Below are 26,123 nucleotides of genomic sequence, written 5' to 3'. Positions count from 1 at the left end.
CCGCCTGATCCGGAGCACCGTATGAGAACTCTCGTCCACTCCGTCCGCCTGTTCGGCTCCGCGGCCGTCGACAGCGACGCCCCCGACGGGTGGGCGCTCTTCGACGGCGGTCGCGTCGTGGCGGCCGGTCTGGGCGACGGGCACCCCGCGGCCGACGACACGGTCGATGGAAGAGGTGGATGCCTCGCGCCCGGGTTCATCGACATCCACGTCCACGGCGGCGCCGGAGCGAGCTTCGACGACGGGACGTCGGCCGTGCGCACGGCGCGCGAGGTGCATCGGCGCCACGGCACGACCCGCGCCGTGCTCTCGCTCATCACCGCGACGATCGATGATCTCGCGGCGCGCGTCGCGATGGTCGCCGACCTCGCGGAGGCCGACCCGACGATCCTCGGCTCGCACCTGGAGGGGCCCTTCCTCGACCCCGGCCACAAGGGCGCGCACACCGAATCCCTGCTGCGCGCCCCCGACGAGGCATCGATCGACCGGCTGCTCGAGGCCGGCCGCGGCACGATCCGCCAGGTGACGCTCGCCCCCGAGCGGGCCGGCGCGTTCGACGCGATCCGGCGGCTGACCTCGGCCGGCGTCACGGTGGCAGTCGGCCACACCGACGCCGACGCCGCGACCGCACGCCGCGCCTTCGACGCCGGTGCGACGCTGCTCACGCACGCCTTCAACGCGATGCCCGGCATCCACCACCGGGCCCCGGGCCCGGTCGTGGCGGCGCTGCGGGACGAGCGCGTCCGGCTCGAGGTCATCGCGGACGGCGTGCACGTCGACCTCGATCTGGTGGCGGCCCTCTTCGCCGCGGCGGGCGACCGCATCGTGCTGGTCACGGACGCCATGGCCGCGGCCGGCTCGGCCGACGGCGCATACGAACTCGGCGGACTCGCCGTGCAGGTGACCGACGGCGTCGCACGTCTCGTCGAGGGCGGCGCGATCGCCGGCTCGACCCTGACGCAGGACGCCGCGGTCCGTCATGTCGTCGGCGCCGGGGTGCCGCTCGCCGTGGCGCTGCGGGCGGTGAGCGAGGCCCCCGCGCTCGCGATCGGCCGCCCCGACCTCGGCCGCCTCGACATCGGCTCGGTCGCCGACGCCGTCCTGCTGGACGCCGACCTCGCCGTGCAGGGCGTGTGGATCGACGGCCGTCCCGCCTGACCGGGCATGCGAAGGCGGGGCCGGAAGTCCCTCCCCCGAGATCCTTCCGAGCCCCGCCTGATCCGCGGGCGAACCGCGGGGGCGCTGCCGCCGTCGTGCCCCACACGTCGGGCGGCGTGCCACTCTGACGTAAGAGACGGCACGATCCACGGTCTATTACGCGAGTTCTGAGAATTTCTTCGGCGACCCTTCAGCGGCGCTTGCGGCATCCACCCTGGTCAAAAGCCCCGACGGCGGCGAGAATGGATGTCGTCGCGCCGCCCACGGGCGTCGCACCGGGGAGTTCGGAGCGGGCGGGGTGCCCGCGAACTGGGGAAATCACATGGACCACGACGACGTGCGCGAGCAGCAGGAGCCCGTCGCGCTCGGCGACGCCGATCTCGTGCTGCGCACGCGCTCCGGCGACTCCGGCGCGTTCGGAGAGCTGTGGCGCCGGCACTATCGTGCGGGCATCACCGTCGCCCGCAACATGACGTCGAGCCTCGACCCCGACGACCTCGTGCAAGAGGCGTACACCCGCATCTACCAATCGATCGCGGCGGGCGGCGGACCGACCGGCTCGTTCCGCGCGTACCTTTTCACCAGCATCCGGAACACCGCAGCGGCCTGGGGTCGTGCGCGACGCGAGACGCCCTACGACGAACTCGACGGCGTCGAGGACCCGGCGTCCGGCGAGCACGCCAGCGAGGCCGCCCTCGACCGCGGCCTCACCCATCGCGCCTTCCGCAGCCTGCCCACCCGCTGGCAGGAGGTGCTCTGGTACTCCGAGATCGAGCAGATGAAGCCGGCCGAGATCGCACCGCTGCTCGGCATGAAGGCGACCGCCGTCGCCCAGCTGACCTTCCGGGCCCGCGAGGGACTGCGCGAGGCCTGGATCCAGGCACATCTGCAGTCGGTCGAGGACGGCTCGGACTGCCAGTGGACGATCGAGCGCCTCGGCGCCTATTCGCGCCGCAACCTGGGCCGCCGCGATCACGCGAAGGTCGAAGCCCACCTCGCCGCCTGCGTGCGCTGCTCGATCGTCGCCAGCGAGGCGAAAGAGGTCTCGAGCCGGCTCGCACTCGTGCTGCTGCCCCTCGCACTGGGCGCCGTCGGCACGGCGGGCTACCTCGCCACCCTGCAGGGCGGCAGCGCCCCGATCGTGGCCCTCGCCGCGATGCCGTCATCCGTAGTGAAGGGCGCCGTCACAGGCAGTGCGGCCGGCTCGGGAGCCGCCGGCGGCGGCGCCGCGGTCGGCTCCGGCGCGGCGGTCGGATCCGGAGCAGCAGCAGGCGCAGGAGCCGCGACCGGGACGGGCGCGGCCGCAGGGGTGGGAACGGGTCTGGCCGCCGGTGCGGGAGCGACGGCCGGCGCCGCCGCTGTCACGACCGTCGCCGCCGGCGGAACGGCGCTCGTCGGCATCGGGGCGGCTTCGAGCCTCGCGGCGGCGAGCATCGTCGTGGTCGGCGGAGTCGTCGCCGCCGCGGTCGCGATGCCGCCCGTGTCGGCCGACCCCGCTCCCGCGGAGCAGTCGGCCGTGTCGGATGTCGCTCCGGTCTCGCCCGCTCTTGTTCCCGAAGCGGATGCCTCCGACACCACACTGCAGTTGCCGACGGCGTCCGGACCCGACCCTGCCGACCTGCCGGTGGCCCCGCCGGCAGGTGGCTACAGCGTCGCTCCCGCGACGGGTGACGGCACAGCCGGCGGCTCGGCCTCGGGCCCGTCCGCATCCGACGGCGGGGTCGTCGGCACAGGAGACGGCACCGCGACCGCCGGCGACGGTGACACCGCTGGTGGCGGCGCCCAGGGCGCGGACTCCGGTTCGGGCGACGGTTCGACCGGCAGCGAAGACGACGAAGGCGACGATGGTCAGAGCAACGGCGGCAGCCAAGGCGACGGCGCCACCTCGAACAACGGCGGTGGCAAGGGAAGCACCGGCAGCAACGGCGGCCAGGGCAAGGACGATGAAGGCACTGGCGGCACGGACGACTCCGACGTCGACGGCGACGGCGCCACCGGCAACTCCGGGAACTCCGGGAACTCCGGGAACTCCGGCAACGGCAACGGCAACTCCGGGAACGGCAACACCGACAACAACGGTGTGGGCAACGGGAGCACGGGCAACTCCGGGAACGGGAACACCGACAACAACGGCAACGGCAACGGCAACACCGGCGACTCGGGCGCCGGCGTCCCCACGAACGGCACCGGCAGCGGCAACGGCGGCGACACCGGCAACGGCGGCTCCACGGGCAACGGGCAACCCACCAACGGCACGGGCAACGGCAACGGCGGCAACACCGGCACGGGGAACGGCGCTGCGAACGGCAACACGAGCAAGGGCAAGGCGAAGGGCGCGCTCAACGTACCGCAGAGCCTCGTCGTGGCGACGGCCGTCGTGTCGACCGAGGTCGTCCCCGCCGATGAGGCGAGCACGGCGCCGGACGCAGAGCCGACCGGCACGGACGCGGTCGCCAGCGGCAACGGCAACCACGGCAACGGCAACGGCAACGGCAACGGCAACGGTGTAGCCAACGGGAACGGCAACGGTGTGGCCAACGGCAACGACGGCTCCACTGGCAACGGCCCCACGAACGGCAACGGCAGCAGCAACGGCGCCCCCGCGAACGGTGGCGGAAACGGCAACGGCGGGAACGATGGCTCCACTGGCAACGGTGAGCCGGCGAAGGGCAACGGCAACGGCAACGGCAACGCCGGCAAGCCGCAGGGGCCCGATCTCACGTCCCCGCCCGCTGCGGCGACGGAACCGCCAATGCCCCCGACCGCCGAGCCGACCTCGACCTCGACGGACGACGAGCCCGGCCACGGACGCGGCGACAAGCCGGCGCCGGCCGGCAGGCAGCGCTGACCGGGCGCGGTTCGCCGGGCATCCCGCGGCCCGGGGGCGAGGCATCCACTCGACGTAGACTGGAGGCCATGTCCGACACGCCGCACGTCACGCCTTCTCGCCCCGCCGAACCGGCGCCCGGAATGCGGACCCCGCTGTCGGCGATCGACGTCATCGCGTTCGTGTGCGAGATCTTCGCCATCCTGACGCTGGCGCTGTGGGGCTTCACCGCGTTCCCGTTCGCGTGGAACATCCTCACTGGTCTCGGCGCGCCCGCGCTCGCGATCCTGGTGTGGGCGCTGTTCGTGTCGCCGCGCGCAGTTTTCGCCGTGCACCCGTTCGTGCGCGCGATCGTCGAGCTGCTGGTCTACGCGTCGGCGACCGTCGCGTGGTGGCTGATGGGCAACGCCTGGATCGGCCTCGCGTTCGGCGTGGTCGCGGTCACCGTCGGCGTCATCGCGGGTCGCCGGCGCATCGCGTGACCGCCCCCGACGCACTGGCGCTGCTGCGCGACGCCCTCGGCGACCGGGTCGACACCTCCCCCGCCGCGCTGCACGCCGCGCGCGCGGACAAGTCCGGTCATGCCGCGGCCGGCGTTCCCCTCGCGGTCGTCCACGCCCGCAGCGTCGAGGACGTGCAGCAGACCTTGCGCATCGCGACAGCCACCGGCACCCCCGTCGTGACCCGTGGCGCCGGCACGGGCCTCGCCGGCGGCGCCAACGCCGGAACGGGCGAGATCGCACTCTCGCTGCGTGAGATGGACCGCATCCTCGAGGTGCGCCCCGACGACCTGCTGGCCGTCGTCGAGCCGGGCATCCTCAACGCCGACCTCAACGCGGCCCTCGCCGAGCACGGCCTGTGGTGGGCGCCCGACCCGGCGAGCCGGGCCATCTCGACCGTCGGCGGAAACATCGCCACGGGCGCCGGCGGACTGCTGTGCGCCAAGTACGGCGTCGTGCGAGACGCGGTGCTCGGGGTCGACCTCGTCCTCGCCGACGGACGACTGCTGCGCCTCGGGCATCGCACCGTGAAAGGCGTCACGGGCCTCGATCTGACCTCGCTGGTGATCGGCTCCGAAGGGACGCTCGGTGTCGTCGTCGGCGCCACCCTCAAGCTCCGCCGGCTCGTGCCGGGCGAGGTGTGCACCATCGCCGCCACGTTCCCCGATGTGCGAACAGCCGCCGAGGCGTCTGCCGCCGTGACCGCGTCCGGCATCCAGCCCGCGATCATGGAGCTGATGGATGCCGCGTCCCTCACCGCGGTGCACGCGCTGCTGTCTCTTCCGCTGCCGACGCCCGGCGCCGCCCAGCTCACGATCCAGACCGACGGACCGGCTGCTGCCGCGGAGGCCGACGCGATCGCGGAGGTGCTGCGCGGTGCCGGCGGCACCGTCGCCCTGTCGCACGATCCCGAAGAGGGCGAGCGGCTGCTGGTGATCCGCCGGTCGATGCATCCCGCGATGGAGACGCTCGGCACCGCCCTCATCGAGGACGTGTCGGTCCCCCGCAGCGCCCTCCCCGCCATGTTCGACGAGATCGCGCGCGTCGAGCGCGAGCACGGCGTCGTGATCCCCACTGTCGCGCACGCCGGCGACGGCAACCTGCATCCCAACTTCATCTTCGACGCGCAGCCCGACGAGTTCGGCGTCGTCGAGGCGCCCGAGTACATCTGGGCCGCAGCCGACGACCTCTTCCGCGCGGCGCTGCGCCTCGGCGGCACGCTCACCGGTGAGCACGGCGTCGGCGTGCTCAAACGTCGCTGGCTCGCCGACGAGCTCGGCGACGACCAGTGGGAGCTGCAGCGCACCATCATGCGCGCGTTCGACCCGCAGGGCATCCTCAACCCCGGCAAGATCTTCGGCCGCTGACTCCCCTCGTCGCTGCCGCACGGCTCGGCCGCCGGCATCCCTGAATCGGTTCACTTGCGCTGTTCGTACGCGTTTCGCAGGATTTCGCGTACAAACAGCGCAAGTGAACAGAGTCTCAGGTGGGGGACGACGGGGACGACGGGGACGACGGGGACGACGGGGACGGCGGGGACGGCGGGGACTACGGCGTCAGGATGCCGGCGGGTAGACCTGCGTCGGCGGTGCGGGCCGCGGCGCCTCGCGCGGGGCGGACACGATCGCGAGGATGCCGAGCAGCAGCACGCCGAGCGGGCCGAGCAGGGTCACGGCGAAGTACGCAGCCGTCATGTCGGGGCGGATGAGGTCGTCCGTGAGTGACACCGCGACGATCATGAGCGCGATCTGCGCGCCCGCCACGACAGCCAGGACGATCAGCGGCACCCACCGGATCCGCCGCGGAACAGCGCCGGCGCGGGCGATCACGACGGTGCCCACGATCAGGGCGCCGAGCGCGACCACCGTGGTCGCGTTGCCGACCATCGCAGCCGTCGCCGCGGCGTCCGCCGCTGCCGCGTCCATCCCCACGGTGTCGATCGTGAGAGTGTCCATGGCGCCGAGGGGAGCGAACGCACCCCACAGGTACGACAGCAGCGGCACCGCGGCCGCGATCACGAGCGCCACGATGCCGAGCGGGCGGCGTGCGACGACGCTCCCCCGACGCCGCACCCCGAACGCGAAGACGAGCAGGGCGGCGGCCCACAGGGCGTACCGCACGATCCCGCCGCCGGTGAACGAGAGCAGCGGGTTGCCGGTCGACACGAGGACCAGCACCGCGTACGCGATGGACAGCGACCCGCCGATGAGCCACGCCAGGCGCGCGTCGCGCACGGCGGCTCCCGCATCGGCGCCAGGCGTTGCGGGCACGTCGGGAACGGCGGGTCCGGGTGCCGTGGGCTCGGCCCCGGCAGCGCCGGACGACGCGGCGGCGGAGGATGAGGCATCCCCCGCCGCCGGCGTCTCGGACGGCAGTGTCATGCCGTCAGCATACGGGTCAGATTCCCTGCCAGTCAGGCTTGTTCGCGTATGCGTAGCGGTAGTAGTCGGCGCGCTTCAGCTGCGACGCGGCGGCCTCGTCGACGACCACCGTGGCACGTGCGTGCAGCTGGATCGCCGAACCGGGAAGAGACGCCGACAGCGGCCCCTCGACGGCGCCGGCGACCGCGGCCGCCTTGCCCTCGCCGAACGCGAGCAGCACGAGGTGACGCGCGCGCAGAATCGTGCCGAGGCCCTGCGTGATGCAGTGCATGGGCACGTCGTCGACGCTGTCGAAGAAGCGCGCGTTGTCTTTGCGGGTCTGCTCGGTGAGCGTCTTGACACGCGTGATCGACGCGAACGACGAACCCGGCTCGTTGAAGCCGATGTGACCGTCGGTGCCGATGCCGAGGATCTGCAGGTCGATGCCGCCCGCCTCGCGGATGGCCTCGTCGTACTCCTCGCCGTGATGCTCGATGCCCTCGGGCGTGCCGTCCGGGGTGCGGATCAGCGCCGGGTTCAGGCCCAGCGGCTCCACGACTTCGCGCGTGATCACGGAGCGGTAGCTCTCGGGGTGCGCCGGATCGATCCCCACGTACTCGTCGAGGGCGAACCCGCGCACGCGCGACACGTCCACGCCGTCCAGGCGGGTGCGCAGTGCCTCGTACACCGGAAGCGGGGTCGAACCGGTCGCGAGACCGAGGACGGTCTCGGGGTTGTCGCGCACGAGAGCGGCGATGTGGTCGGCGACGAGCGCCCCCGCCTCCGCCTTGTCGCGGACGATGACGATCTCAGCCATGGAACAGCTCCTCAACCATGAATCAGGGCACCCTCGGTGTCGTGTGCGGTGTCGCCCTGCGCGCCGACGATCGCGGCGCCGAGAGCGGCGGCCGGCGAACCCGGCGGCAGCAGCTCGACCCGCTCCTGCAGGCGCAGCGAGCGCATGAAGGGGGACGCTTCTGCGCTGGCCGCCAGTTCGGCTGCGACATCAGTCATCAGTCGATCGCCCAACGCCGTCACACCCCCTCCGAGCACCACGATATCGACGTCCGCCGTCAGCACCAGTACCCGGATCGCCGCGGCCACGCCGCGAGCCAGTCCGCCGCGCAGCGCCTGCGCCTCGGGGTCGCCGGCATCGGCGGCGTCGAACACGTCGCGCACCGGCAGCGCGGACTTGCGCCCCCAGCGTTCGGCGACGGCGCCGCCGCCCGCGAACGACTCGATGCAGCCGCGCTGACCGCAGCGGCACAGCGGCCCGTTCGGGTCGACCGAGATGTGGCCGACCTCGCCGGCCGTGCCGCGGGCGCCGCGCCACAGCACGCCGTCCGACACGATGCCCGCCGCGATCCCGGTGCCGAGGTTGAGGTACGCCATCGAGCCTGGCGCGGCGGCGCCGTCCCGCGTGTGCAGCGCGTGCGCACCGAGCGCGGCCGCCTTCACGTCGTTCTCGACGTGCACCGGCACGCCGAGCTGAGGGGCGACCAGCGAGACCAGGTCGAGCGACTCGACACCGAGGTTCACCGCGTGCACGACGCGTCCGGTGCCGGGCTCGATCTGTCCCGGGATGCCGACACCGACCGAGCGGACCGCGGCGAGGTCCACCCCGGCCTCGGCGCCGAGGGCGCGCACGGCGTCCACGATCGTCTGGCCGACGGCATCCGGACCCCAGCCCGTGGGCACGCGGAGCCGGCCGACGACCGCGCCGGTGTCGTCGACCGCCACCGCATCGGTCTTGGTGCCGCCGACGTCGAGCCCGACCTTCATCGGCCGACCTCCCCGCGGAAGGCGGCGTCTCTGACCCCGCCCATCAGCCCTTGACCGCACCCGCGACGAGACCACTGGTCATGCGGCCCTGGACGATCACGAAGAAGATGATCACGGGGATCGCCACGATGGTCGAGGCGGCCATCACCTCGCCCCAGTCGATCGCCTGGGTCGAACTCTGCTGCACGAAGCCGCGCAGCCACAGCGGGAGGGTCTGGTTCTCGGCGTTCATGATCACCAGCGCGACCGTGAACTCGTTCCAGCACTGCAGGAAGGCGAAGACTCCGGATGCCACGAGCCCGGGTGCGAGCAGCGGCAGCGTGATGCGCATGAAGGCCTGGGTGCGGCTGAGCCCGTCGACCATCGCGGCCTCTTCGAGTTCGGCCGGGACACCGGCGACGAAGCCGCGGAGCATCCACACCGTGAACGGCACGACCGCCGCGATGTAGAGGAGGCTCAGACCGAAGATGTTCGACAGCAAGCCGAGCTCGCTCATCATCTTGTACTGCGCGATGAACAGGCCCTCGGCGGGCAGCATCTGGATGATGAGGATCGCGAGGATGAACGTCGTGCGCCCGCGGAAGCGGAAGCGGCTGATCGCGACCGACGCCAGGAATGCGAACAGCAGGCAGCAGAACACCGCGATCAGGGTCACCGAGAGGCTGATCCCCAGCGCGCTGAAGAACTCCGCGTTGACGACGGCGCCGAAGTTGCTGAAATCGCCGCCGAAGGGGAGGAACGTGGGGGTGGTGGACTCGAGCGTCGCCGACGAGAGCATCGACGAGTTGACCATCCAGTAGACCGGGAACACCCAGGCGACGGCGAGCACGATCGCGAGGATGCTCCACCCCCACTTGGCGCCGCGGCCGCGGGGCCGCCGGTTCGCCGGTGCGCCGGAGGTCTGGGACGACCGCGACACGCGGGTGGGCGTGGGCGTGAGCTGTGCAGAGGCGGACATCAGGCCTGGTCCTCCTTCAGGAGACTGCGGATGTAGAACCAGCTGAGGACGATCGTCAGCGCGAGCACGAAGATCGCCATCGCGGCGCCCTGACCGAAGTTCAGGCCTGCCACACCCATCTTGTAGATGTAGGTGCCGAGCAGGTCGTAGCTGGTCGTCTTGGAACCGGCATCCTGCAGCATCGTGATCTGCGTGAAGACGCGCAGGTCCCAGATGAGGTTCAGGAGCAGGACGATCATGATCACCGGACGGATGATGGGCAGCACGATGAACCGGAAGCGCTGCCAGCCGGTGGCGCCGTCGAGCTGGCTCGCCTCGACCATCTCGGTCGAGACCTGTGTGAGGCCGGCGTAGGCCGAGAACGCCACGAACGGCACCGACATCCACGTGACGATGATCGACGCCACGAGGAAGAAGACGAACGGGTCGCCGCCGATCCAGTTGTACTGGTTCATGTCGACGCCCGGGATGAGGTCGAGAAGGTAGTTGACGACGCCGCGGCGGCGGTCGAAGAGCCAGATCCACACCGTCATGGCGGCGACCACGGGCATCGCCCAGGCCAGCAGAAGGGCGATCTGGAGCGTGATGCGCACCCACCCGAAGACCCGGGTCATGAGGACGGCCAGCGCCATGCCGATGACGACGGTGATGAACGCGGTGACGATGCAGAAGATCACCGAGCGCACCGCCACCTCCCAGAAGGTGGGGCTGGTCGCGACAGCGATGTAGTTCTCGAGTCCGACGAACTCGGGCGGCTTGCCGCCGAGCTGCTGCAGGGCGCCGTACTTCTGGAAGGACGTGATGACCTGCCACACGACCGGATAGCCCATGCCGAACAGCAGGATGGCGATCGCCGGGATCAGCAGGAAGTAGGGAACGGGCGAGCGGCGGCGGGCGCCGACGGACTCGTCGGGCTTCCGGTCGTGCCCGCCGCGGAGCTTGCTATCAAGTGGGGCGGTGGTGGGGGCAGGAACAGCCATGCCCGCCTCCTTCAGGGGGTCTCGCAGGGGACCGGGGTCGCGGGCGCTGCCCGCGACCCCGGCAGGTCAAGAGGATCTCAGCCGTTGATGATGGCGTCGATCTTCTCGTCGTACTCCTTGGCCAGTGCCTCGATGTCGCCACCGGCGGCCACCTTGCCGAAGAACTCCTCGAGGATCTTCTGACCCTCGACGGCGGCCCAGCCCGGCGCGGCCGGCGTGAGCTTCGAGTTCAGGGCCGACTCGATGAGAGCCGAGGCGAAGATGTCGTCACCGAGCGAGTCGACGAACTTGGTGTTCGCCGGGCCCAGGCCGTTCTCGCCGAGCATCTGCTGGTACTCGTCCGAGAAGATGATGCGCAGCAGCTCCTTGGCGCCGGCCTGGTTCTTGCTCTTGGCCGAGATGCCGATGTTCGAGCCGCCGGCGAAGACCGGAGCGGCCTCGCCTGCCGTGTTGCCGGGCAGCGGGAAGACGCCGAACGTGTCGTCGTTCCACTCGCGGACCTCGGTCACCTTGCCGTCGTCGCCGGTCTTCTCCTCGACGAAGTCACCGATCGACCAGTGCGCCCAGCCGGGTGCGATGATCGTGGCGGCGGTCGGCGGGTTGCCGTTCTTGTCGTTGTTGATGTTGACCCACGGGGTGCTGTCGTCCTCGGTGGCCGGCGCGTTCGAGGCGTTCTGGAACAGGTCCTGGAACTGCTCGAGGCCCTTGACGGTCTTCTCGTCGCTCAGCGTCGAGACCCACTTGTCGCCGTCCTTCTTGGCCAGGTCGCCGCCGTTCGCGAAGATCCACGAGACGCCGTTGCGCCAGTCCTCGCCGCCGATGTAGAAGCCGGACTGGCTGTCGGTGCGGAGCTTCTTCACGTCGTCGTTGAACTCGGTCAGCGTCTTCGGCTGGTCGAGGCCCGCGGCGCTCCAGATGTCCTTGCGGTAGGTGATGTAGCGCGAGCCGAAGTAGTACGGCAGCGCGTACTGCGCACCGTCGACCGTGCCCACGTCGACGAACGACTGCAGCAGGTCGTCGCCGCCCAGCTCGTCGTAGATGTCGCTCAGGTCGCTGAACGAGCCGGCCGTCGTGAAGGTCGGCGACCAGGTGTTGCCGATCTCGGTGACATCCGGGGTGTTGTTGGCGTCGGGGAGCTGGTTCGCGAGCTTGGTGACCGCGTCGGTCCAGTCCTGCTGCTCGATCGTGAGCGTGCCGCCGGTGGCCGCCTTGTACTCGTCCTTCAGGTACTGGCGCAGCTCGTCGGGAGTGTCGCCGCCCATGACCCAGAACGTGATGTTCTGGCCCTTGGCGCCTTCGGGGTCGAACCCGGAAGCGTCGTCGGTCGAACCGCCGCCCGCGTTGCCGCTGCCGGCGCAGCCGGCGAGCACCAGTGCCGAGGCGCCGATGAGCGCCACCGCTCCAAGCGTCTTCTTCATGGTGTGTTCCTTCGTGTTCTCTTGGTGTTCGGGTGGGCCGGGTGGCCCATCCAGGGGGATCCGGCGACGCGGAGGCCGACGGAGTGGGTGCGGGGTCCGGGCCGAGGCCTAGGACACCCCCAGTTGTCCGGACAGGACCATGACGGCCGCGCCGCGCAGGACGATGTCCTGGCCTTGCTCCGTCATCCGCACCCGCACGCCTTCGTCGTCGTTGGACGGCGCGAGCGTGCGCGCGCGGAGAGCCTCGACGGCCTGGTCCGCGAGGGGACCGCCGAGAAGTTCAGCAGGGCCGGAGAGCACGATCTCCGAGACGTCGAGGGTGCCCACGACGGGTGCGAGGGCGATGCCCAGCCGCTCCCCCGCATCGCGGAGGATCCCCTCGTGAGCGTCGGGATCGGATGCCTCGGCCAGGCGCTTCGTGAGCGACGGAACGGACAGCCACGCTTCGAGGCATCCCACCTTCCCGCACGCGCACTGCGGACCGCCGTCGGTGCCGACGGTCACGTGGCCGATCTCGCCCGCAGCGAACCGGCTGCCGCGCATCGGCTGGCCGGCCAGCAGCAGGCCGGAGCCCACACCGCGGCCGACCTTGACGAGCAGCACGTCATCGGGGGCGCCGCCGAACGTGTACTCGGCGAGGACCGCCGCGTTGGCGTCGTTGGCGACGAGCACCGGGAGCTCGAGGGCGCTCCGCAGCGCGCCCTCGAGGTCGAATCCGGCCCAGCCGAAGTTGGGGGCCGTGAGGATCACACCGCGGTCGTCGATCACACCGGGGGTGCCCACGCCGACGCCCAGCACCGGTGCGTGCGCCTCGGCCACGAGCCGGCGTGCGAGGTCGACGACGGTCGTCACGACGTCCTCGTCTGCGGGAAGCGGCACCTCGTGCCGGGCGACGATGCTGCCGTCGAGCGTCAGCACGGCGCCGATGAACGTGTCGCTGCCCGACAGGTCGAGACCGACGATGCGGTGCCCGGCGTGGTCGAGATCGACGAGGATCGCGGGCTTTCCGGGACCGGATGCCTCACGCACGCCGATCTCGGCGACGAAGCCGTCTGCGATGAGCTCGGCGACGAGGTCCGAGATCGTGACGCGGGTGAGCCCGGTCTCGCGGGAGAGGTCGGCGCGGCTCATGGCTCCCTGGTGGAACAACGTCTGCAGCACCAGCGAGCGGTTGTGACCGCGGGCGTGCTCGGGGAGCACCTTCGCACCCTGGCGCAGGGTGCGACCAGGGGCGAACGCGCGGGCATTCGCGGTGGGACTCTGCGGCGTGTCGATAATGGAAGGGCCGCGTCGCGCTTCCGAAGTAGGCATGTTTGTTAGTAGACCTTACGAACAAACTTTTCGCAAGTCCTCGGGGCATCTTCGGAGGGTTGTTTACAAAACCGTGATGCGCGCCCGCCGAACCGGCGCCTGCGGGCTCACCGCTTTCAGCCTGTGACCGGCGATTCATGCGTGATCAGCCCGTGACCCACGCGCGCGCGTGCGTCGCTTACCATTGGGGGAAGCGTGAATCACATTCGGGGGTGAAGGCGTGACGGATCTGGCGACCCAGCCACAGGCCGACAAGGCGTCCGCACAGGACGACGTCGAGATCGACGAGACCGCGGAGCGCGCGGCCGACGCCGGCGCCGAAGGCTCCCCGGCCGACGATTCGTCGGCCGACGCGGCAGAGACCGAGCACGCGACGGCAACGACTGACGCGGATGCCGGCGACCCGACGGACGCCGAGCCCATCGAGGCCGAGGACGACGTCGAGGGCGTCGCCGAGTCTGAGGATGCGGCCGACACCGCCGATACCGAGGCAGGCGATGACGCCGATGCCGAGGCGAACGGCAGTGCGGAAGACACCGCTGAAGCAGATGCCGCAGCTCGCGAGGACGAAGCAGTCGAGTCCGCCGACCCGGAAGCGGATGCGGTCGATGCCGAGGCGGGCGATGCTGCCGAGGCCGCAGCGACCGAGGACGCGGGCACGCTGGACGCCGGCACCCCGTCTGAGGACGCCGAACCGGCGACCGACGCAACGGTCGGCGAAGACGACGACGCCGCCGAAGCGGCCGCTGTCGTCACGGACGACTCGATCGATGACGACAGCACGGCCGCCGTCACCGACGATGCCGCCACCGTCGCCGTCGCGACCGCCGTCCTCTCCCCCGCCGCCGAGCCTGCCGCCGTGGACGACGCACCGACCGCTGCGCCCGCCCTGCCCGAGATCCCCGAAGCCGCGGCCGCAACGCCGCCGTCGGGGCCGGACGGTTCGGTGTACGCGTGGGCCGAGGCCGAACCCACGCCCCGCAAGAAGCGCACCGGCCTGTGGCTCGGCATCGCGGCGGGCGTCGCGGTAGTGGGGCTCGTCGTGTCGTCGCTGGTGCTGATCGCCCCGGGCACGACGGTCGCCGGTGTTCCCGTGGGGTGGATGACTCCCGGCGCGGCCGCCGGCGCCATCGAGCAGCGGCTGGCCGAGACGACGGTCGTCCTCACCGGCGACGGCGGCGACGCTGAGCTGACGGGCGCAGATCTGGGCGCATCGGTCGACGCACAGGCCCTCGCCGACGCCGCGTTCGCGGAGCACCCGATGTGGAACCCGACGGCGTGGTTCGCCGAGACAGGCGCCGAGATCCGGCTCGACACCGCCGCGGCGACCGCGGCGCTGCACGACGCGGCCCCGGAGCTGTTCACCGACCCGGTCGACGCCACGGTCGCTTACGACGCCGACTCGGCCTCCTACGTCTCCACGCCCGCGACCGCCGGCAGCGGCATCGACGTCGCCACCGTGCAGCAGGCTCTGCAGTCCGCCTTCGAAGCGGGAAAGACCCGCGTGAGCGTCGATCCCGTCATCATCGAGGTCCCCGCGACGATCTCGACCGAGACCGCAGCCGACACCGCGACGAAGCTCAACGGCGTGCTCTCGAACGTCGGCTTCTACGTCGGTGACGAGCGCACCGTGCCGGTGGACCGCGCGGTGGCGGCATCGTGGATCACCGTCGGACCCGGGACCGACGGCGCGATCGCCGTCGACGTCGACCAGCAGAAGATCCAGAGCGTCGTCGACACGCTGCCCGGCCTCGTGAACCGTGAGGCCGTCAACGCGACGGTCGTGACGAACAGTGCGGGCAAGGCCCTGCCGAACCCGGTCTCCACCGGCGTCGAGGGCCGCACGCTCGACAGCACCGACGGCCTTGCGGCCACGTTCGCCGATCAGCTCGCCGACGGCGACGGCGTCTTCGAGCTTCCGGTCACCGCCGCCCCGTTCACCACGACGACCCTCGCCCGGCGGATCGATGTCAACCTGAGCACACAGCAGGCGACCCTCTTCGAGAACGACCAGGTCGTGCAGAGCTTCGTGATCTCGTCGGGCGCCGCCGGCACCGGCACCCCGACGGGGAACTTCACGATCTACGCGTTCACGCAGATCACCGACATGGGCGCGCTCTGCTATAACCCGAACGCCGTGGGCAGCTACTGCACACCCGACGTGCCGTGGGTCACCTGGTTCTACCCGGACATCGCGTTCCACGGGGCCAGCGCGTTCCGCTCCTCGCTCGGGTACCCGCAGAGCCACGGCTGCGTCAACATGTGGGACGACGCCGCGAAGTTCATCTACGACTGGTCACGCGTCGGCACCGAGGTCTCCGTCCACTATTGATGCGTCTGGATCGAAGCCTCCCGCAGTCCAGAGATCGGCTCGCGACGTTTCGTCTTCGCTCCTTCGTCGCTCCGCTCGACGACCGATGACGAAGAGCGGAGTGGATGCCTCGGCCCGAGGCATCCACTCCGCTCTTTCGTCGCTGCGGCCTTACAGCGCGTCGATCACCGCGTTGAACGTGGCCGACGGGCGCATGACGCCGGCGACGAGCTCGGCGTCGGGACGGTAGTACCCGCCGATCTCGACCGGCGCGCCCTGCACCGCGATCAGTTCCTCGACGATCTGCTGCTCGGCGGCGGCGAGCGCCTCGGCGACCGGCGCGAACGCGGCAGCGAGGTCGGCGTCGTCGGCCTGCTTCGCGAGCTCCTGCGTCCAGTACAGCGCCAGGTAGAAGTGGCTGCCGCGGTTGTCGATCGTGCCGAGCGCGCGCCCGGGCGACTTGTCGTTCTCGAGGAACGTGCCGGTCGCGGCATCCAGCGTGTCGGCGAGCACCTTCGCCTTGGCGTTGCCGGTGAAGTCGGCGAAGTGCTCGAAGGAGGCGGCCAGCGCGAAGAACTCGCCCAGCGAGTCCCAGCGCAGGTAGTCCTCGGCGAGGAGCTGCTGCACGTGCTTGGGGGCCGAGCCGCCCGCGCCGGTCTCGAACAGTCCGCCACCGGCGAGGAGCGGCACGATCGAGAGCATCTTGGCGCTCGTGCCGACCTCGAGGATCGGGAACAGGTCGGTCAGGTAGTCGCGCAGCACGTTGCCGGTGACCGAGATGGTGTCTTCGCCCTTGCGCAGGCGGTCCAGCGAGTACTGGGTCGCGGCGGCGGGAGCGAGGATCTCGAGCGTGAGCCCCGCGGTGTCGTGGCTCTGCAGGTACTCGCGCACCTTGGCGATGAGGGCGGCGTCGTGCGAGCGGGTCTCGTCGAGCCAGAACACCGCAGGCGCTCCGGTGGCGCGGGCGCGGCTGACGGCCAGCTTCACCCAGTCGCGGATCGCGACGTCCTTGGTCTGCGTGGCACGCCACACGTCCCCCGGCTGCACGGCGTGCTCGAGCAGCACGTCGCCCGCCTGGTTCACGACCTGGACGGTGCCGGCGGCGGCGATCTCGAACGTCTTGTCGTGGCTGCCGTACTCTTCAGCGGCCTGGGCCATCAGGCCGACGTTGGGCACGGTGCCGATCGTGGCGGGGTCGAGCGGACCGTGCGCGATGACGTCCTCGATCACGGTCTGGTACACGCCCGCGTACGACGAGTCGGGGATGACGGCGAGGGTGTCGTCCTCGCCGCCGTCTGCGCCCCACAGCTTTCCGCCGTTGCGGATGAGCGCCGGCATCGAGGCATCCACGATCACGTCGGACGGCACGTGCAGGTTGGTGATGCCCTTGTCGGAGTTGACGTACGACAGGCGCGGCGAGTCCGTGGCCGCGGCGAAGGCTGCAGCGATCTCGTCGCCGCCCTCGAGCTGGGCGAGACCGGCGAGGATGGCGCCGAGGCCGTCGTTGGGGGTCAGGCCCGCTTCGGCGATCTTGTCGCCGTACTTGTCGAACACGTCGGCGTAGTAGGCCTTGACGACATGACCGAAGATGATGGGGTCGCTGACCTTCATCATCGTGGCCTTGAGGTGCACGGAGTAGAGCACGTCCTCGGCCTTGGCGGTCTCGAGCGTCTCGGCGAGGAAGGCGTCGAGCGCCGCGGCCGAGAGGAACGTGGCGTCGACGATCTCGCCCGGCAGCACCTTGAGACCGGTCTTGAGCGCCGTAGTGGTGCCGTCGGCGGCGACGTGCTGGATCGTCAGCACATCGTCGGCAGGGATCACCGTGGACTTCTCGTTCGACTTGAAGTCGTCGTGGCCGAGCGTCGCGACCCGGGTCTTCGAGCCCTCGCCGAACGCCTTGTTGCGGTGCGGGTGCTTGCGCGCATAGTTCTTGACCGAGAGCGGCGCGCGGCGGTCGCTGTTGCCCTCGCGCAGCACCGGGTTGACGGCGGAGCCCTTGATGCGGTCGTAGCGGGCGCGCACGTCCTTCTGCTCGAGGGTGTCGGCGTCGTCCGGGTAGTCCGGGATGTCATAGCCCTGCGACTGCAGCTCCGCGATCGCGGCCTTCAGCTGCGGGATCGACGCCGAGATGTTCGGCAGCTTGATGATGTTCGCCTCGGGCAGCGTCGCGAGGCCGCCGAGTTCGGCGAGCGCGTCACCGACCTGCTGCTCGGGCGTGAGGTTCTGCGGGAACGCGGCGAGGATGCGGCCGGCCAGCGAGATGTCGCGCGTCTCGATCGCGACCCCGGCCTGGCCCGCGACGGCCTGCACGATCGGGAGGAATGATGCGGTCGCGAGAGCCGGAGCCTCGTCGGTGTAGGTGTAGATGATGGTGGAGTCGGTCACCTGAATCGGTCCTGTCGGTGCTGCGGACGGGTCGCCCACAGCCTATCGCAAGCACCTGGTGAGATATCTCGACGTCAAGATATCTCGGCACGTGAACATTGTGTTTCCATGCGAAATCCACGATGCCGGATGCCGCCATCCGGGCTAGCCTGGGGCGCATGGGTGATCTGCGACTCGTCGAACTGTCCGCCTCGACCATCGTGGCGGTCAACAATATGTCGCTCAAGCCCGGGCAGGAGGAGTTCCTCTCGCCCGTCAGCTACGGCATCGCGGCGACCGTCGTGAACCCGCAGACGACGTGGCAGCGCGTCGTCCTCGACGGCGAGCAGGTGGTCGCCTTCATCAGCGGCAACTTCGACCTCGAAGACCCGCAGGAGCACTTCCGGTCGGTCCTGTGGCGGATCAACGTCGACGCCGACGACCAGGGCAAGGGCATCGGCCGCTTCGCCGTCGAGGGCCTCATCGAAGAGGCGCGCAACCGCGGCATGGACCACGTCAACGTCATCTACGAGGCCGGCGAAGGCGGTCCGCAGGCATTCTTCGAGCGTGTGGGCTTCACGCCGGTCGGTGAGACCGAGTACGGTGAAGTCATCGCCGAGATCAGACTCTGATCCGGCGCACCGGCGTCCGATCTGGGGAGCGGACGATCAGCACCTCCGGGTGCTCCTGAGACCGGCGGCGGGGCCTCGAATACCCCTCCCCCATCGAGGCCTCGTCGCCTTCTCACAAAGAACTGTCGAAGCGCTTCTCTGCGAGGCGCTAGGGTAGGCGCGTGCCGAGATTCGACCTGTCCCCCGCGGAGCTCGAGGCGTATGCGCCCGACGTCCGCGAACCCGCCGACTTCGACGACTTCTGGGCGACGACGCTCAGCGAGGCGCGCCGATGGGATGCCGCACCCGAGGTGGTGCGCGCAGACACCCCGTTCAGCGCGCTCGAGGTGTTCGACGTCACGTTCCCCGGCTTCGCCGGAGACCCGGTGAAGGCATGGCTGACGCTCCCCGCCGGCGCCGAAGACCCGCTGCCCGCCGTCGTCGAGTACCAGGGGTACGGCGGTGGCCGGGGTCTTCCCGGCGAGCGCCTCGGCTGGGCGGCCGCCGGCTACGCGCATCTGCTCATGGACACCCGCGGGCAGGGCTCGATGTGGGGCTCCGGCGGCGACACCCCCGATCCGCACGGCACGGGTCCGTCCTCATCCGGATTCATGACGCGGGGCATCGAGGATCCCGCGGACTACTACTACCGCCGCGTGTTCACCGATGCGGTGCGCGCTGTCGACGCGGTGCGGTCGCTGCCGCAGGTCGATGCCGACCGCGTCGCGGTCTGCGGCGGGAGCCAGGGCGGCGGCATCGCGATCGCCGCCGCCGGTCTGTCGGAGGGACTCGTCGCCGCCATGCCCGACGTGCCGTTCCTGTGCCACTTCGAGCGCGCCGTCGGCTTCACCGGCGACGACCCGTACCAGGAGGTCGTGCGGTACCTCGCGGTGCACCGCGGACTCGACGACCGCGTGTTCGAGACGCTCTCGTACTTCGACGGCGTCAACATGGCCAAGCGCGCAAATGCCGCCGCCCTCTACTCGGTCGCGCTGATGGACACGATCTGCCCGCCGTCGACGGTCTACGCGGCGTACAACCGCCACACGACCGACACGAAGCAGATCGAGGTCTACACGCACAACGGCCACGAGGGCGGCCAGGCCTTCCAGTTCCTGAAGCAGGCCCGCTTCCTCTCGGCGCTCGTCTGACGCCTGCTGCACGCCGGGCCCGTTCGGGTGGCGCAGGGTGCGGCATCCGCCCCCGCCAAGCCGCCATTCGCGCCACCCGAGCCTCGGGACCCCGCGCACACCCTCCGTTCGAGTGGCGCATGGTGCGGCATCCCGCGCCCCACGGCAGCCGATCGCGCCACCTGAACGACGCGTCCGCGCTCCCCGGTCGTTCAGGTGGCGGAGGTTGCGGCATCCATCGACGCTAAGCCGCCGTATCTGCCACCCGAACGGGCGCGGAACAGCGCGCGAGGTTCCCCCACAAGCGCAGCGTCCGCGAGCTTGTCCACAATCCGGCCGGCGAGGCGCCGCCGATGGCGACGGCTGCGAGATGGTCGATGGATGCCGCCTCGTCCGCGTCCGCTTCCAGATTCGCTCGGCGCCGTCTTCTCGGTGGGCGCAGCGCGCGACGCCGGGGTGTCTCGGGGCCGCATGAGGGCGACGGATCTCGATCGACCGTTCCACGGCGTGCGTGGACGCCCTCCCGCGCCGAAGACCGACGATCGGCGCGACGACGAGCCGGCGCCGACCCGGTGGGACGCCGCCCGGGCCGTCGAGAAGTTGAAGGCCCAGGCGTTCGCGACGGTGATGCCGCCGCAGATGTTCTTCGCCGGCCGCACGGCGGCAGTCCTGCAGGGCGCCCCGATCGATCCTGGCGACCAGATCGTGGTAGGCGTTCTCGCACCCGACCGTGCGCCGCGCGCGACGGGCGTCCGAGGGGTCAAGGTCGCATCCAAGCTCGCCTTCGTGCACACGCACGACGGGCTGCGAATGACCACCCCTGCCTCGACGTGGGCGATGCTCGGCGCGGAGTTGAGCACACGTGAGCTCGTCGCCCTCGGCGACTGGTTCGTGCGCGTCCCGCGCGACGAGCGAGGCCGACTGCAGCCCGGGCTGCAGCTCGCGACCATCGACCATTTGGAGCGCGCCGTCGAAGCCGGCAGGCGCGTGGGCGTCGCGAAGCTCCGCGACGCTTTGCCGCTGATCCGGGTCGGAAGCTCGTCGCCGCTCGAGACCGAATTCCGGATCGATGCCGCCGCCGGCGGACTACCCGAGCCCGCACTCGACGTCGAGATCCGGGATGCCGCGGGCACCCTTCTCGGGATCACCGAAGTCGTCTACCGCGATCAGCGCGTGGGCGTCGAGGTCGAAGGCGACCACCACCGGACGTCGCGCGCGCAGTGGGAACGTGACATCGACAAGTACGCCTCCTACGCAGCCGAGGGCTGGGAGGTCGTGCGTCTCACCTCGAAGCAGATCCGGGGCGCGCGACCTACCGCTGTGGCAATCGTGCGCGCCGCCCTCGTCCGTCGGGGCTGGACGCCTTCGTGAAGCGCGCACGCAACCTTCGGGTGTCGCCGGTTGCGGCATCCTCCCTCGCGAAGCAACGATCTGCGCCACCCGAACCGCACCACCTGGTCGTTGAGCGAGCTCAGCGAGACGAAACGCCGTGAGCTGCTGATCGGACCCGGCCACATCGCGACTCGTGCGCGACCCAGGTTCTCGAGAGCGTCTCGCGACGTTTCGTCTCGCTCGTTCCTCGCTCGCTCAACGACCAGACGCCGGAGCGCGCTCCGCTCGCCGCGTGTCAGGCCACCTCGAGGTGCAGCACGAAGGCCTGCACGGGCCACAGCGTCGGCAGCTGCAGGCCCACGTCGGCCAGCAGCGCGCCGGGAAGCTCGATCCCCCCGGCGGTGAACCACTCCGGCGCGATCCAGCCGTACTCGGCAGAGCCGATCTCGTCGCGCACCCGGACCCGGTAGCGCCGGTCGCGGTCGAGCCCGGGCATCCGCAGGCGCTCGGCGCGAGCATCCTCGAGGCTCGCCACCGTGGCGACCACGAACACGGCCGCGTCATCTGCGACGTACCCGGTCACGCGCCACGCCGGGTCGCGCAGATCGGGGTGCACGACCCGCCCGCGGTGCACGATGGGGCGCAGCTCTTTGTACAGCGCGGCGAAGCGGGCGATCGCGGCGGTCTCGTCGGCGTCGCACGAGAGGATGTCCCATTCGAAGCCGGCCGAGCCCATGAGGCTGGTCGCCATGCGAAACGACAGCGCGGTCGTGCGCCCGGACGAGTGCGACATCGTCGGGCCGACATGCGCGCCGACGAGCTCGGGCGGCAGCAGCAGACCGGTCCAGCGCTGGATGTCCTGCCGTTCGACGGGGTCGTTCGAGTCGCTCGCCCAGACCCGGTCGGCGACCTCGAGCACACCGAGGTCGGTGCGCGCGCCACCGCTGGAGCACGACTCGATCTCGAGTCCGGGATGCCGCCGCTTGAGCTCGGCCATCAGCTCGTATACCGCGAGCATCTGGGCGTGCCCGCCGGGGCGGCCCGCGTGCACGCTCTCGACGAGATCGCGGTTGTGGTCCCACTTGATGAAGTCGATGCCGAGCTCGCCTACCAGGGAGTCCATCTGGCCGAGCACATGCGCGTGCGCGTCGGGGTTCGCGAGATCCATGACGTACTGCCCGCGCCACGACAGGCCCGGATCATGGTCGAGGTGGCCCGCGTCGTGCAGCAGCCAATCCGGGTGAGCGCGCGCGACGTCGGAATCGAGGCTCACCATCTCAGGCTCGAACCACAGCCCGAACTGCATGCCGAGCCCGTGCACCTGGGCCGCGAGCGGCCCGAGCCCGTCCGGCCACACGGTGCGGTCGACGATCCAGTCGCCGAGGCTCGTGGTGTCGTCCCGGCGTCCCTGGAACCAGCCGTCATCGAGCACGAACCGCTCGACCCCCACCTCGGCAGCCCGCTCGGCGAGCGCCGCAAGCCGTGCCGGGTCGTGGTCGAAGTACACCGCCTCCCACGTGTTCAGCACGAGGGGACGAGGGGATGCCGGATGCTGCGGCCGCCCGCGCATCCAGGTGTGCACACGATCGGCGAAGCCGTCGAGCCCCGCACCGCTGTGCACGAACGCCGCTCGCGGCGCGACGTACTCGTCGCCCGGTGAGAGTCGGATCTCACCCGGCCGCAGCAGCTCGCCCGCACCGATGAGCGTGACCGCGTCGGTGACCCGGTCGACGCGGGTCGTGAGGTCGCTCGACCACGCCAGATGCACCCCCCACAGCTCGCCATCGCGCCAGCGCGGCGCGCCGATGCCGGCGATCGCGGCCACCGGGTTGTCGTGACCCGGCCGGCCGCGACGGGACTGTCGGACGGTCGCACCGGCGGGCATCGCGGTCACGACGGGGCGCTTCTCGCGCGTCCAGCGCCCGTCGAAGGTCAGCAGCGTGTCGGTCGTCGTCGGCACCGGAAGCGCGGCCTCGAGCCAGTCGACATCGACGGGCGACGCATCCAGCCCGCCCTCGTGGCGCAGCGCATGCTGCACCCAGACCACGCCGCCCGCCTCGATCGAGATCTCGATGGTGAGAAGCAGAGCGGTCCCAGCCGCATCCCTGGCTCGGAACGTGGCTCGACGGTCATCCGACTCGACGCCGTCGAGCACCCAGCGCGGGTGGTGCACGATACCCGCGGCGCGCAGCTGCATGCCCGGCCGTCCCGTCCAGCCGTCGCCCTCCTGTGGCGACAGCGACACCTGCCAGGCGGCGTCGAGGGTGCCCGGCGGACTCTGGCGGCTGAGCGCCCGAGCGAGTGCGGCGGCATCGGCGTCGGTGAGCGGACCGGTCGCCGCGCCCCAGTGCAGCACGCACGGCAGGCCAGGCCCGCGGCTATCGACGATGATGCCGATGCCGTCGCGTTCCAGGTGGACGAAACCGGGGATCATGCCGTGGTCCTCTCTGCGGGGGGTCGTTCGCCGGTGCCGCGCTCCACGAGCCACGTGGGCATCTCGAGCTGTCGGGTGAAGCCTGCCGGGTCCTGCATCCGCTCGATCGCGAGCGTCGCGGCGGCTTTGCCGAGGGCCAGTGGGTCGTAGTTGATGACCGACACCCCCAGAACGTCGGCGGTGTCGAAGTCGTCGAAGCCGATGAGCGCCGTGCGGCCGTCGTCGTCGAGGTCGCGCAGCGCACGCAGCGCGTCGATCGTGACGCGGTTGTTGCCCGTGATGATCGCGGTCGGCGCGTCGGCGCGGTCCAGCAGATCGGCGATCAGCCCGTCGGCAGGGCGCGAGAGGTCGTCGGCCAGCCGTTCCCACGGCGAGGAGTCCTCGATGCCGTAGGCGACGAGCGCGTCGCGGTATCCGCGCAGACGCTCGGCCTGCGTGTACACCGATGCGGGGTTGCAGATGTAGCCGATGCGGCGGTGGCCGCGTTCGAGGAGCCGCGTCGTCGCCTCGAAGACCCCGCGATGGTTCTCCAGGACGATCGAATCGGCGACGAGATTGCGTGCCGGGCGGTCGATCGCGATGATCGGCGTGCCGAGGTGCCGCTCGCCCTCGAGGTAGGACTGGTCGTCGGCGACCGGGATCAGCAGCAGGGCACCGAGCCGCTGGCCGAGCAGGGCGTCGGCGACACGCTCCTCGCCCTCGGCGGTGTCGTCGGTGGTCGCCACGACGAGCGAGAAGCCGTGCGCCGACAGCTCGCGCTCGATCCCGGCGGCGAGCTTGTAGTAGAACGGGTTGTTCAGCTCGCCCATGATGAACCCGATGGTGTCGGTCGGGCCGCCGCGGCGCAGGTTGCGCGCGAGCGGGTTCGGGCGGAACCGCAGACGCTTCGCCGCCTGCAGCACGCGTTCGACGGTCTCGGGCGCGACCAGATCACGGTGCGTGAACACACGCGACACAGTCTTCGAGCTCACGCCGGCGAGTCGCGCGACGTCCTCGAGGGTAGCGCGCTGTTGAACGTTCATCGGTGGCCTCCTTGCCGGGCGGGGTTCACGCTAGCAGTGATCGTGACGAAATGTCTACGTAAGACATTCGCTGGACATCAGGATTCTTCTGGCCACTTCTCTGCGTGTTAATAGGCTGATCAAGTGCCTTTTCTTGGTGACGATTCCCGCACGGACACGATAAGACAGCGCTGACATCGCCCACTTGCGGAACCGTTTCGAAACGCTCTACTCTGACGGCGCGACGAACCACGCGACGGTGCGATGACCCGCACCGGCAGTTCAAGGGCGAACCTGACAAGGAGAATCACATGGCGAAGAAGGCAATCGCGTCCCTCGCGGTGCTGGCGACCGCCGCGGTCGCGATGAGCGGCTGCGCAGGCGGCGGCGGATCGGACGACGCGAGCAACACCATCGACGGCGACGTCACGGGCGACATCAAGGTCGTGACCTGGCGCACCGACCTGGTCGAGGACGGCACGTTCGACAAGTACGCCGCCGAGTTCAACAAGAAGTACCCCGACGTGAAGGTGACGTTCGAGGGCATCACCGACTACGCGGGCGAGATGCTGACGCGCATGTCGACGACCAACTACGGCGATGTCATCGGCATCCCGGCGATCCAGCCCGACCAGTACGAGCAGTTCCTCGAGCCGCTCGGCGAGACCGCCGACTTCGAGGACACGTATCGGTTCCTCCCCGCCGCCAGCTACGACGGCACCCAGTACGGGATCGCCTTCGGCGGCAACGCGAACGGCATCGTCTACAACAAGAAGGTCTTCGAAGAGGCCGGTGTCACCGCGCTTCCCACAACCGAGGAGGAGTGGCTGGCCGCCCTGCAGAAGGTCAAGGACAACACCGACGCCATCCCGATGTACACGAACTACAAAGACGGCTGGCCGCTGACGCAGAGCTTCGGCAACCTCGGCGCGATCACGAACGACCCGGACGCGCCCATCACGATGGCCGAGGACCCTGCGCCCTGGACCGAGGGATCGGACGTCTACGCGATCGACGGGCTGCTGTACGACACCGTGGCAGCCGGCCTGACCGAGGACGACCCGCTCACCACGAACTGGGAGCAGTCGAAGGTCGACCTCGGCACCGGCAAGATCGCGACCATGCCGCTCGGCTCATGGGCGATCTCGCAGATGCAGGCGGCCGCCGAAGACAACGGCGCGTCGGCGGACGACATCGGCTTCATGGCGTTCCCGGCGAACGTCGACGGCACACAGCTCGCGGTCATCGGCGGCGACTACAACCTTGCCGTCAGCAAGCACTCCAAGGCGAAGGCCGCGGCGTGGGCGTGGATCCAGTGGGTCGTCGCGGACTCGGGCTACACCGAGACCCAGGGCATGGTGTCGCCGCTCAAGGATGCACCCCTGCCCGACTCGCTCACCGACTTCGAGGATGCCGGCGTGCAGCTCATGGAGATCAACCCCGCTCCCGCGGGCAAGGAGGGCCTGCTCAACGAGGTCTCCAGCGACTCGCAGATCGACCTCTACGGCCCGATCTACCGTCAGAAGCTCGTCGACATCGCGCGCGGCGCGGCCGAGGGCGACAAGGCGAGCTACTTCGCCGAGCTGAACGAGCGCTGGGGCGCCTCGGTCGAGAAGCTCGCGAACTGACGGAGGGGGCGACAGAGA

The 26,123-nt window shown here is 70.5% G+C and carries 19 protein-coding genes; 9 read left to right on the top strand and 10 right to left on the bottom strand.

Annotation, left to right across the window (positions count from 1 at the left end):
* The first annotated feature begins 21 nt into the window (after positions 1 to 21).
* The 4 genes from nagA (at position 22) to IF188_RS09040 (ending at position 5,852) form a co-directional block, all read left to right on the top strand.
* A complete protein-coding gene (gene nagA, locus IF188_RS09055) occupies positions 22 to 1,158 on the top strand; it encodes an N-acetylglucosamine-6-phosphate deacetylase (RefSeq protein WP_191171467.1) in 1,137 nt (378 codons plus the stop codon).
* Positions 1,159 to 1,480: 322 nt separating this feature from the next.
* Complete coding sequence (locus IF188_RS09050) at positions 1,481 to 4,006, top strand: sigma-70 family RNA polymerase sigma factor (RefSeq protein ID WP_191171466.1); 2,526 nt, start codon at positions 1,481 to 1,483, stop codon at positions 4,004 to 4,006.
* Positions 4,007 to 4,074: 68 nt separating this feature from the next.
* The gene (locus IF188_RS09045) at positions 4,075 to 4,467 is read left to right on the top strand and encodes a YrdB family protein (RefSeq protein WP_191171465.1); all 393 of its coding nucleotides are present in this window, start codon (positions 4,075 to 4,077) and stop codon (positions 4,465 to 4,467) included.
* The gene (locus IF188_RS09040; protein WP_191171464.1) at positions 4,464 to 5,852 is read left to right on the top strand and encodes an FAD-binding oxidoreductase; all 1,389 of its coding nucleotides are present in this window, start codon (positions 4,464 to 4,466) and stop codon (positions 5,850 to 5,852) included. The genes IF188_RS09045 and IF188_RS09040 overlap by 4 nt, the downstream gene beginning before the upstream one ends.
* A gap of 189 nt (positions 5,853 to 6,041) precedes the next feature.
* Here IF188_RS09040 and IF188_RS09035 read toward each other — a convergent pair whose 3' ends face one another.
* The 7 genes from IF188_RS09035 to IF188_RS09005 form a co-directional block, all read right to left on the bottom strand.
* A complete protein-coding gene (locus tag IF188_RS09035) occupies positions 6,042 to 6,866 on the bottom strand; it encodes a hypothetical protein (protein WP_191171463.1) in 825 nt (274 codons plus the stop codon).
* 16 nt (positions 6,867 to 6,882) lie between these two features.
* The gene (locus IF188_RS09030) at positions 6,883 to 7,662 is read right to left on the bottom strand and encodes a glucosamine-6-phosphate deaminase (protein WP_191171462.1); all 780 of its coding nucleotides are present in this window, start codon (positions 7,660 to 7,662) and stop codon (positions 6,883 to 6,885) included.
* An 11-nt stretch (positions 7,663 to 7,673) separates the two neighbouring features.
* The gene (locus tag IF188_RS09025) at positions 7,674 to 8,627 is read right to left on the bottom strand and encodes an ROK family protein (RefSeq protein ID WP_191171461.1); all 954 of its coding nucleotides are present in this window, start codon (positions 8,625 to 8,627) and stop codon (positions 7,674 to 7,676) included.
* A gap of 43 nt (positions 8,628 to 8,670) precedes the next feature.
* Positions 8,671 to 9,585, bottom strand: a complete 915-nt coding sequence (locus IF188_RS09020; protein WP_191171460.1) for a carbohydrate ABC transporter permease — start codon at positions 9,583 to 9,585, stop codon at positions 8,671 to 8,673.
* The gene (locus tag IF188_RS09015) at positions 9,585 to 10,565 is read right to left on the bottom strand and encodes a carbohydrate ABC transporter permease (RefSeq protein ID WP_191171459.1); all 981 of its coding nucleotides are present in this window, start codon (positions 10,563 to 10,565) and stop codon (positions 9,585 to 9,587) included. The genes IF188_RS09020 and IF188_RS09015 overlap by 1 nt, the downstream gene beginning before the upstream one ends.
* A gap of 77 nt (positions 10,566 to 10,642) precedes the next feature.
* Complete coding sequence (locus IF188_RS09010; protein ID WP_191171458.1) at positions 10,643 to 11,983, bottom strand: extracellular solute-binding protein; 1,341 nt, start codon at positions 11,981 to 11,983, stop codon at positions 10,643 to 10,645.
* Positions 11,984 to 12,091: 108 nt separating this feature from the next.
* On the bottom strand, positions 12,092 to 13,294 hold the full coding sequence (locus tag IF188_RS09005) for an ROK family transcriptional regulator (protein ID WP_224751665.1): 1,203 nt from the start codon (positions 13,292 to 13,294) through the stop codon (positions 12,092 to 12,094).
* 220 nt (positions 13,295 to 13,514) lie between these two features.
* Between IF188_RS09005 and IF188_RS09000 the strand changes: the two genes are divergently transcribed.
* The gene (locus IF188_RS09000) at positions 13,515 to 15,626 is read left to right on the top strand and encodes a L,D-transpeptidase family protein (protein ID WP_191171457.1); all 2,112 of its coding nucleotides are present in this window, start codon (positions 13,515 to 13,517) and stop codon (positions 15,624 to 15,626) included.
* Between the two features lie 150 nt (positions 15,627 to 15,776).
* On the opposite strand, the gene IF188_RS08995 is transcribed toward IF188_RS09000, so the two are convergent.
* Positions 15,777 to 17,990: an NADP-dependent isocitrate dehydrogenase gene (locus tag IF188_RS08995; RefSeq protein ID WP_191171456.1), complete on the bottom strand. Its 2,214-nt coding sequence runs from the start codon at positions 17,988 to 17,990 to the stop codon at positions 15,777 to 15,779.
* A 158-nt stretch (positions 17,991 to 18,148) separates the two neighbouring features.
* On the opposite strand from IF188_RS08995, the gene IF188_RS08990 reads away from it, so the two are divergent.
* The 3 genes from IF188_RS08990 (at position 18,149) to IF188_RS08980 (ending at position 21,081) form a co-directional block, all read left to right on the top strand.
* Positions 18,149 to 18,601 (top strand): GNAT family N-acetyltransferase, encoded by a 453-nt coding sequence (locus tag IF188_RS08990; protein ID WP_141892828.1) that lies wholly within the window; start codon positions 18,149 to 18,151, stop codon positions 18,599 to 18,601.
* A 161-nt stretch (positions 18,602 to 18,762) separates the two neighbouring features.
* Positions 18,763 to 19,731: an acetylxylan esterase gene (locus tag IF188_RS08985; protein ID WP_191171455.1), complete on the top strand. Its 969-nt coding sequence runs from the start codon at positions 18,763 to 18,765 to the stop codon at positions 19,729 to 19,731.
* 450 nt (positions 19,732 to 20,181) lie between these two features.
* Positions 20,182 to 21,081 carry a hypothetical protein gene (locus IF188_RS08980; protein WP_191171454.1) on the top strand — a complete coding sequence of 300 codons (900 nt, stop codon included), beginning with the start codon at positions 20,182 to 20,184 and terminating at the stop codon, positions 21,079 to 21,081.
* Between the two features lie 256 nt (positions 21,082 to 21,337).
* Here the strand turns inward: IF188_RS08980 and IF188_RS08975 are convergent, their stop codons facing one another.
* Together IF188_RS08975 and IF188_RS08970 are read right to left on the bottom strand one after the other, a co-directional pair.
* Positions 21,338 to 23,476, bottom strand: coding sequence for an alpha-galactosidase (locus tag IF188_RS08975; RefSeq protein ID WP_191171453.1), 2,139 nt, complete (start codon positions 23,474 to 23,476; stop codon positions 21,338 to 21,340).
* Entirely contained in the window at positions 23,473 to 24,498 is a 1,026-nt protein-coding gene (locus tag IF188_RS08970; RefSeq protein WP_191171452.1) for a LacI family DNA-binding transcriptional regulator, read from the bottom strand. Before IF188_RS08970 ends, IF188_RS08975 begins: the two co-directional genes overlap by 4 nt.
* 290 nt (positions 24,499 to 24,788) lie before the next feature.
* Here IF188_RS08970 and IF188_RS08965 point away from each other — a divergent pair, with 290 nt between their 5' ends.
* The gene (locus tag IF188_RS08965; protein ID WP_191171451.1) at positions 24,789 to 26,105 is read left to right on the top strand and encodes an ABC transporter substrate-binding protein; all 1,317 of its coding nucleotides are present in this window, start codon (positions 24,789 to 24,791) and stop codon (positions 26,103 to 26,105) included.
* The last annotated feature ends 18 nt before the right edge of the window (positions 26,106 to 26,123 follow it).

It is taken from the genome of Microbacterium helvum, assembly GCF_014779795.1.
GTDB classification, from domain to species: Bacteria; Actinomycetota; Actinomycetes; order Actinomycetales; family Microbacteriaceae; genus Microbacterium; species Microbacterium helvum.
The sequence above is the reverse complement of the archived record's forward strand: the minus strand, read 5'-3'. Positions and strand labels throughout refer to the sequence as shown.

Coding starts and splice junctions, on each gene's coding strand:
- nagA (WP_191171467.1), top strand. CDS start 22: ATGAGAACTCTCGTCCACTCCGTCCGCCTGTTCGGCTCCGCGGCCGTC.
- IF188_RS09050 (WP_191171466.1), top strand. CDS start 1,481: ATGGACCACGACGACGTGCGCGAGCAGCAGGAGCCCGTCGCGCTCGGC.
- IF188_RS09045 (WP_191171465.1), top strand. CDS start 4,075: ATGTCCGACACGCCGCACGTCACGCCTTCTCGCCCCGCCGAACCGGCG.
- IF188_RS09035 (WP_191171463.1), bottom strand. CDS start 6,866: ATGACACTGCCGTCCGAGACGCCGGCGGCGGGGGATGCCTCATCCTCC.
- IF188_RS09030 (WP_191171462.1), bottom strand. CDS start 7,662: ATGGCTGAGATCGTCATCGTCCGCGACAAGGCGGAGGCGGGGGCGCTC.
- IF188_RS09025 (WP_191171461.1), bottom strand. CDS start 8,627: ATGAAGGTCGGGCTCGACGTCGGCGGCACCAAGACCGATGCGGTGGCG.
- IF188_RS09020 (WP_191171460.1), bottom strand. CDS start 9,585: ATGTCCGCCTCTGCACAGCTCACGCCCACGCCCACCCGCGTGTCGCGG.
- IF188_RS09015 (WP_191171459.1), bottom strand. CDS start 10,565: ATGGCTGTTCCTGCCCCCACCACCGCCCCACTTGATAGCAAGCTCCGC.
- IF188_RS09010 (WP_191171458.1), bottom strand. CDS start 11,983: ATGAAGAAGACGCTTGGAGCGGTGGCGCTCATCGGCGCCTCGGCACTG.
- IF188_RS09005 (WP_224751665.1), bottom strand. CDS start 13,294: ATGCCTACTTCGGAAGCGCGACGCGGCCCTTCCATTATCGACACGCCG.
- IF188_RS08990 (WP_141892828.1), top strand. CDS start 18,149: ATGGGTGATCTGCGACTCGTCGAACTGTCCGCCTCGACCATCGTGGCG.
- IF188_RS08980 (WP_191171454.1), top strand. CDS start 20,182: ATGAGGGCGACGGATCTCGATCGACCGTTCCACGGCGTGCGTGGACGC.
- IF188_RS08975 (WP_191171453.1), bottom strand. CDS start 23,476: ATGATCCCCGGTTTCGTCCACCTGGAACGCGACGGCATCGGCATCATC.
- IF188_RS08970 (WP_191171452.1), bottom strand. CDS start 24,498: ATGAACGTTCAACAGCGCGCTACCCTCGAGGACGTCGCGCGACTCGCC.
- IF188_RS08965 (WP_191171451.1), top strand. CDS start 24,789: ATGGCGAAGAAGGCAATCGCGTCCCTCGCGGTGCTGGCGACCGCCGCG.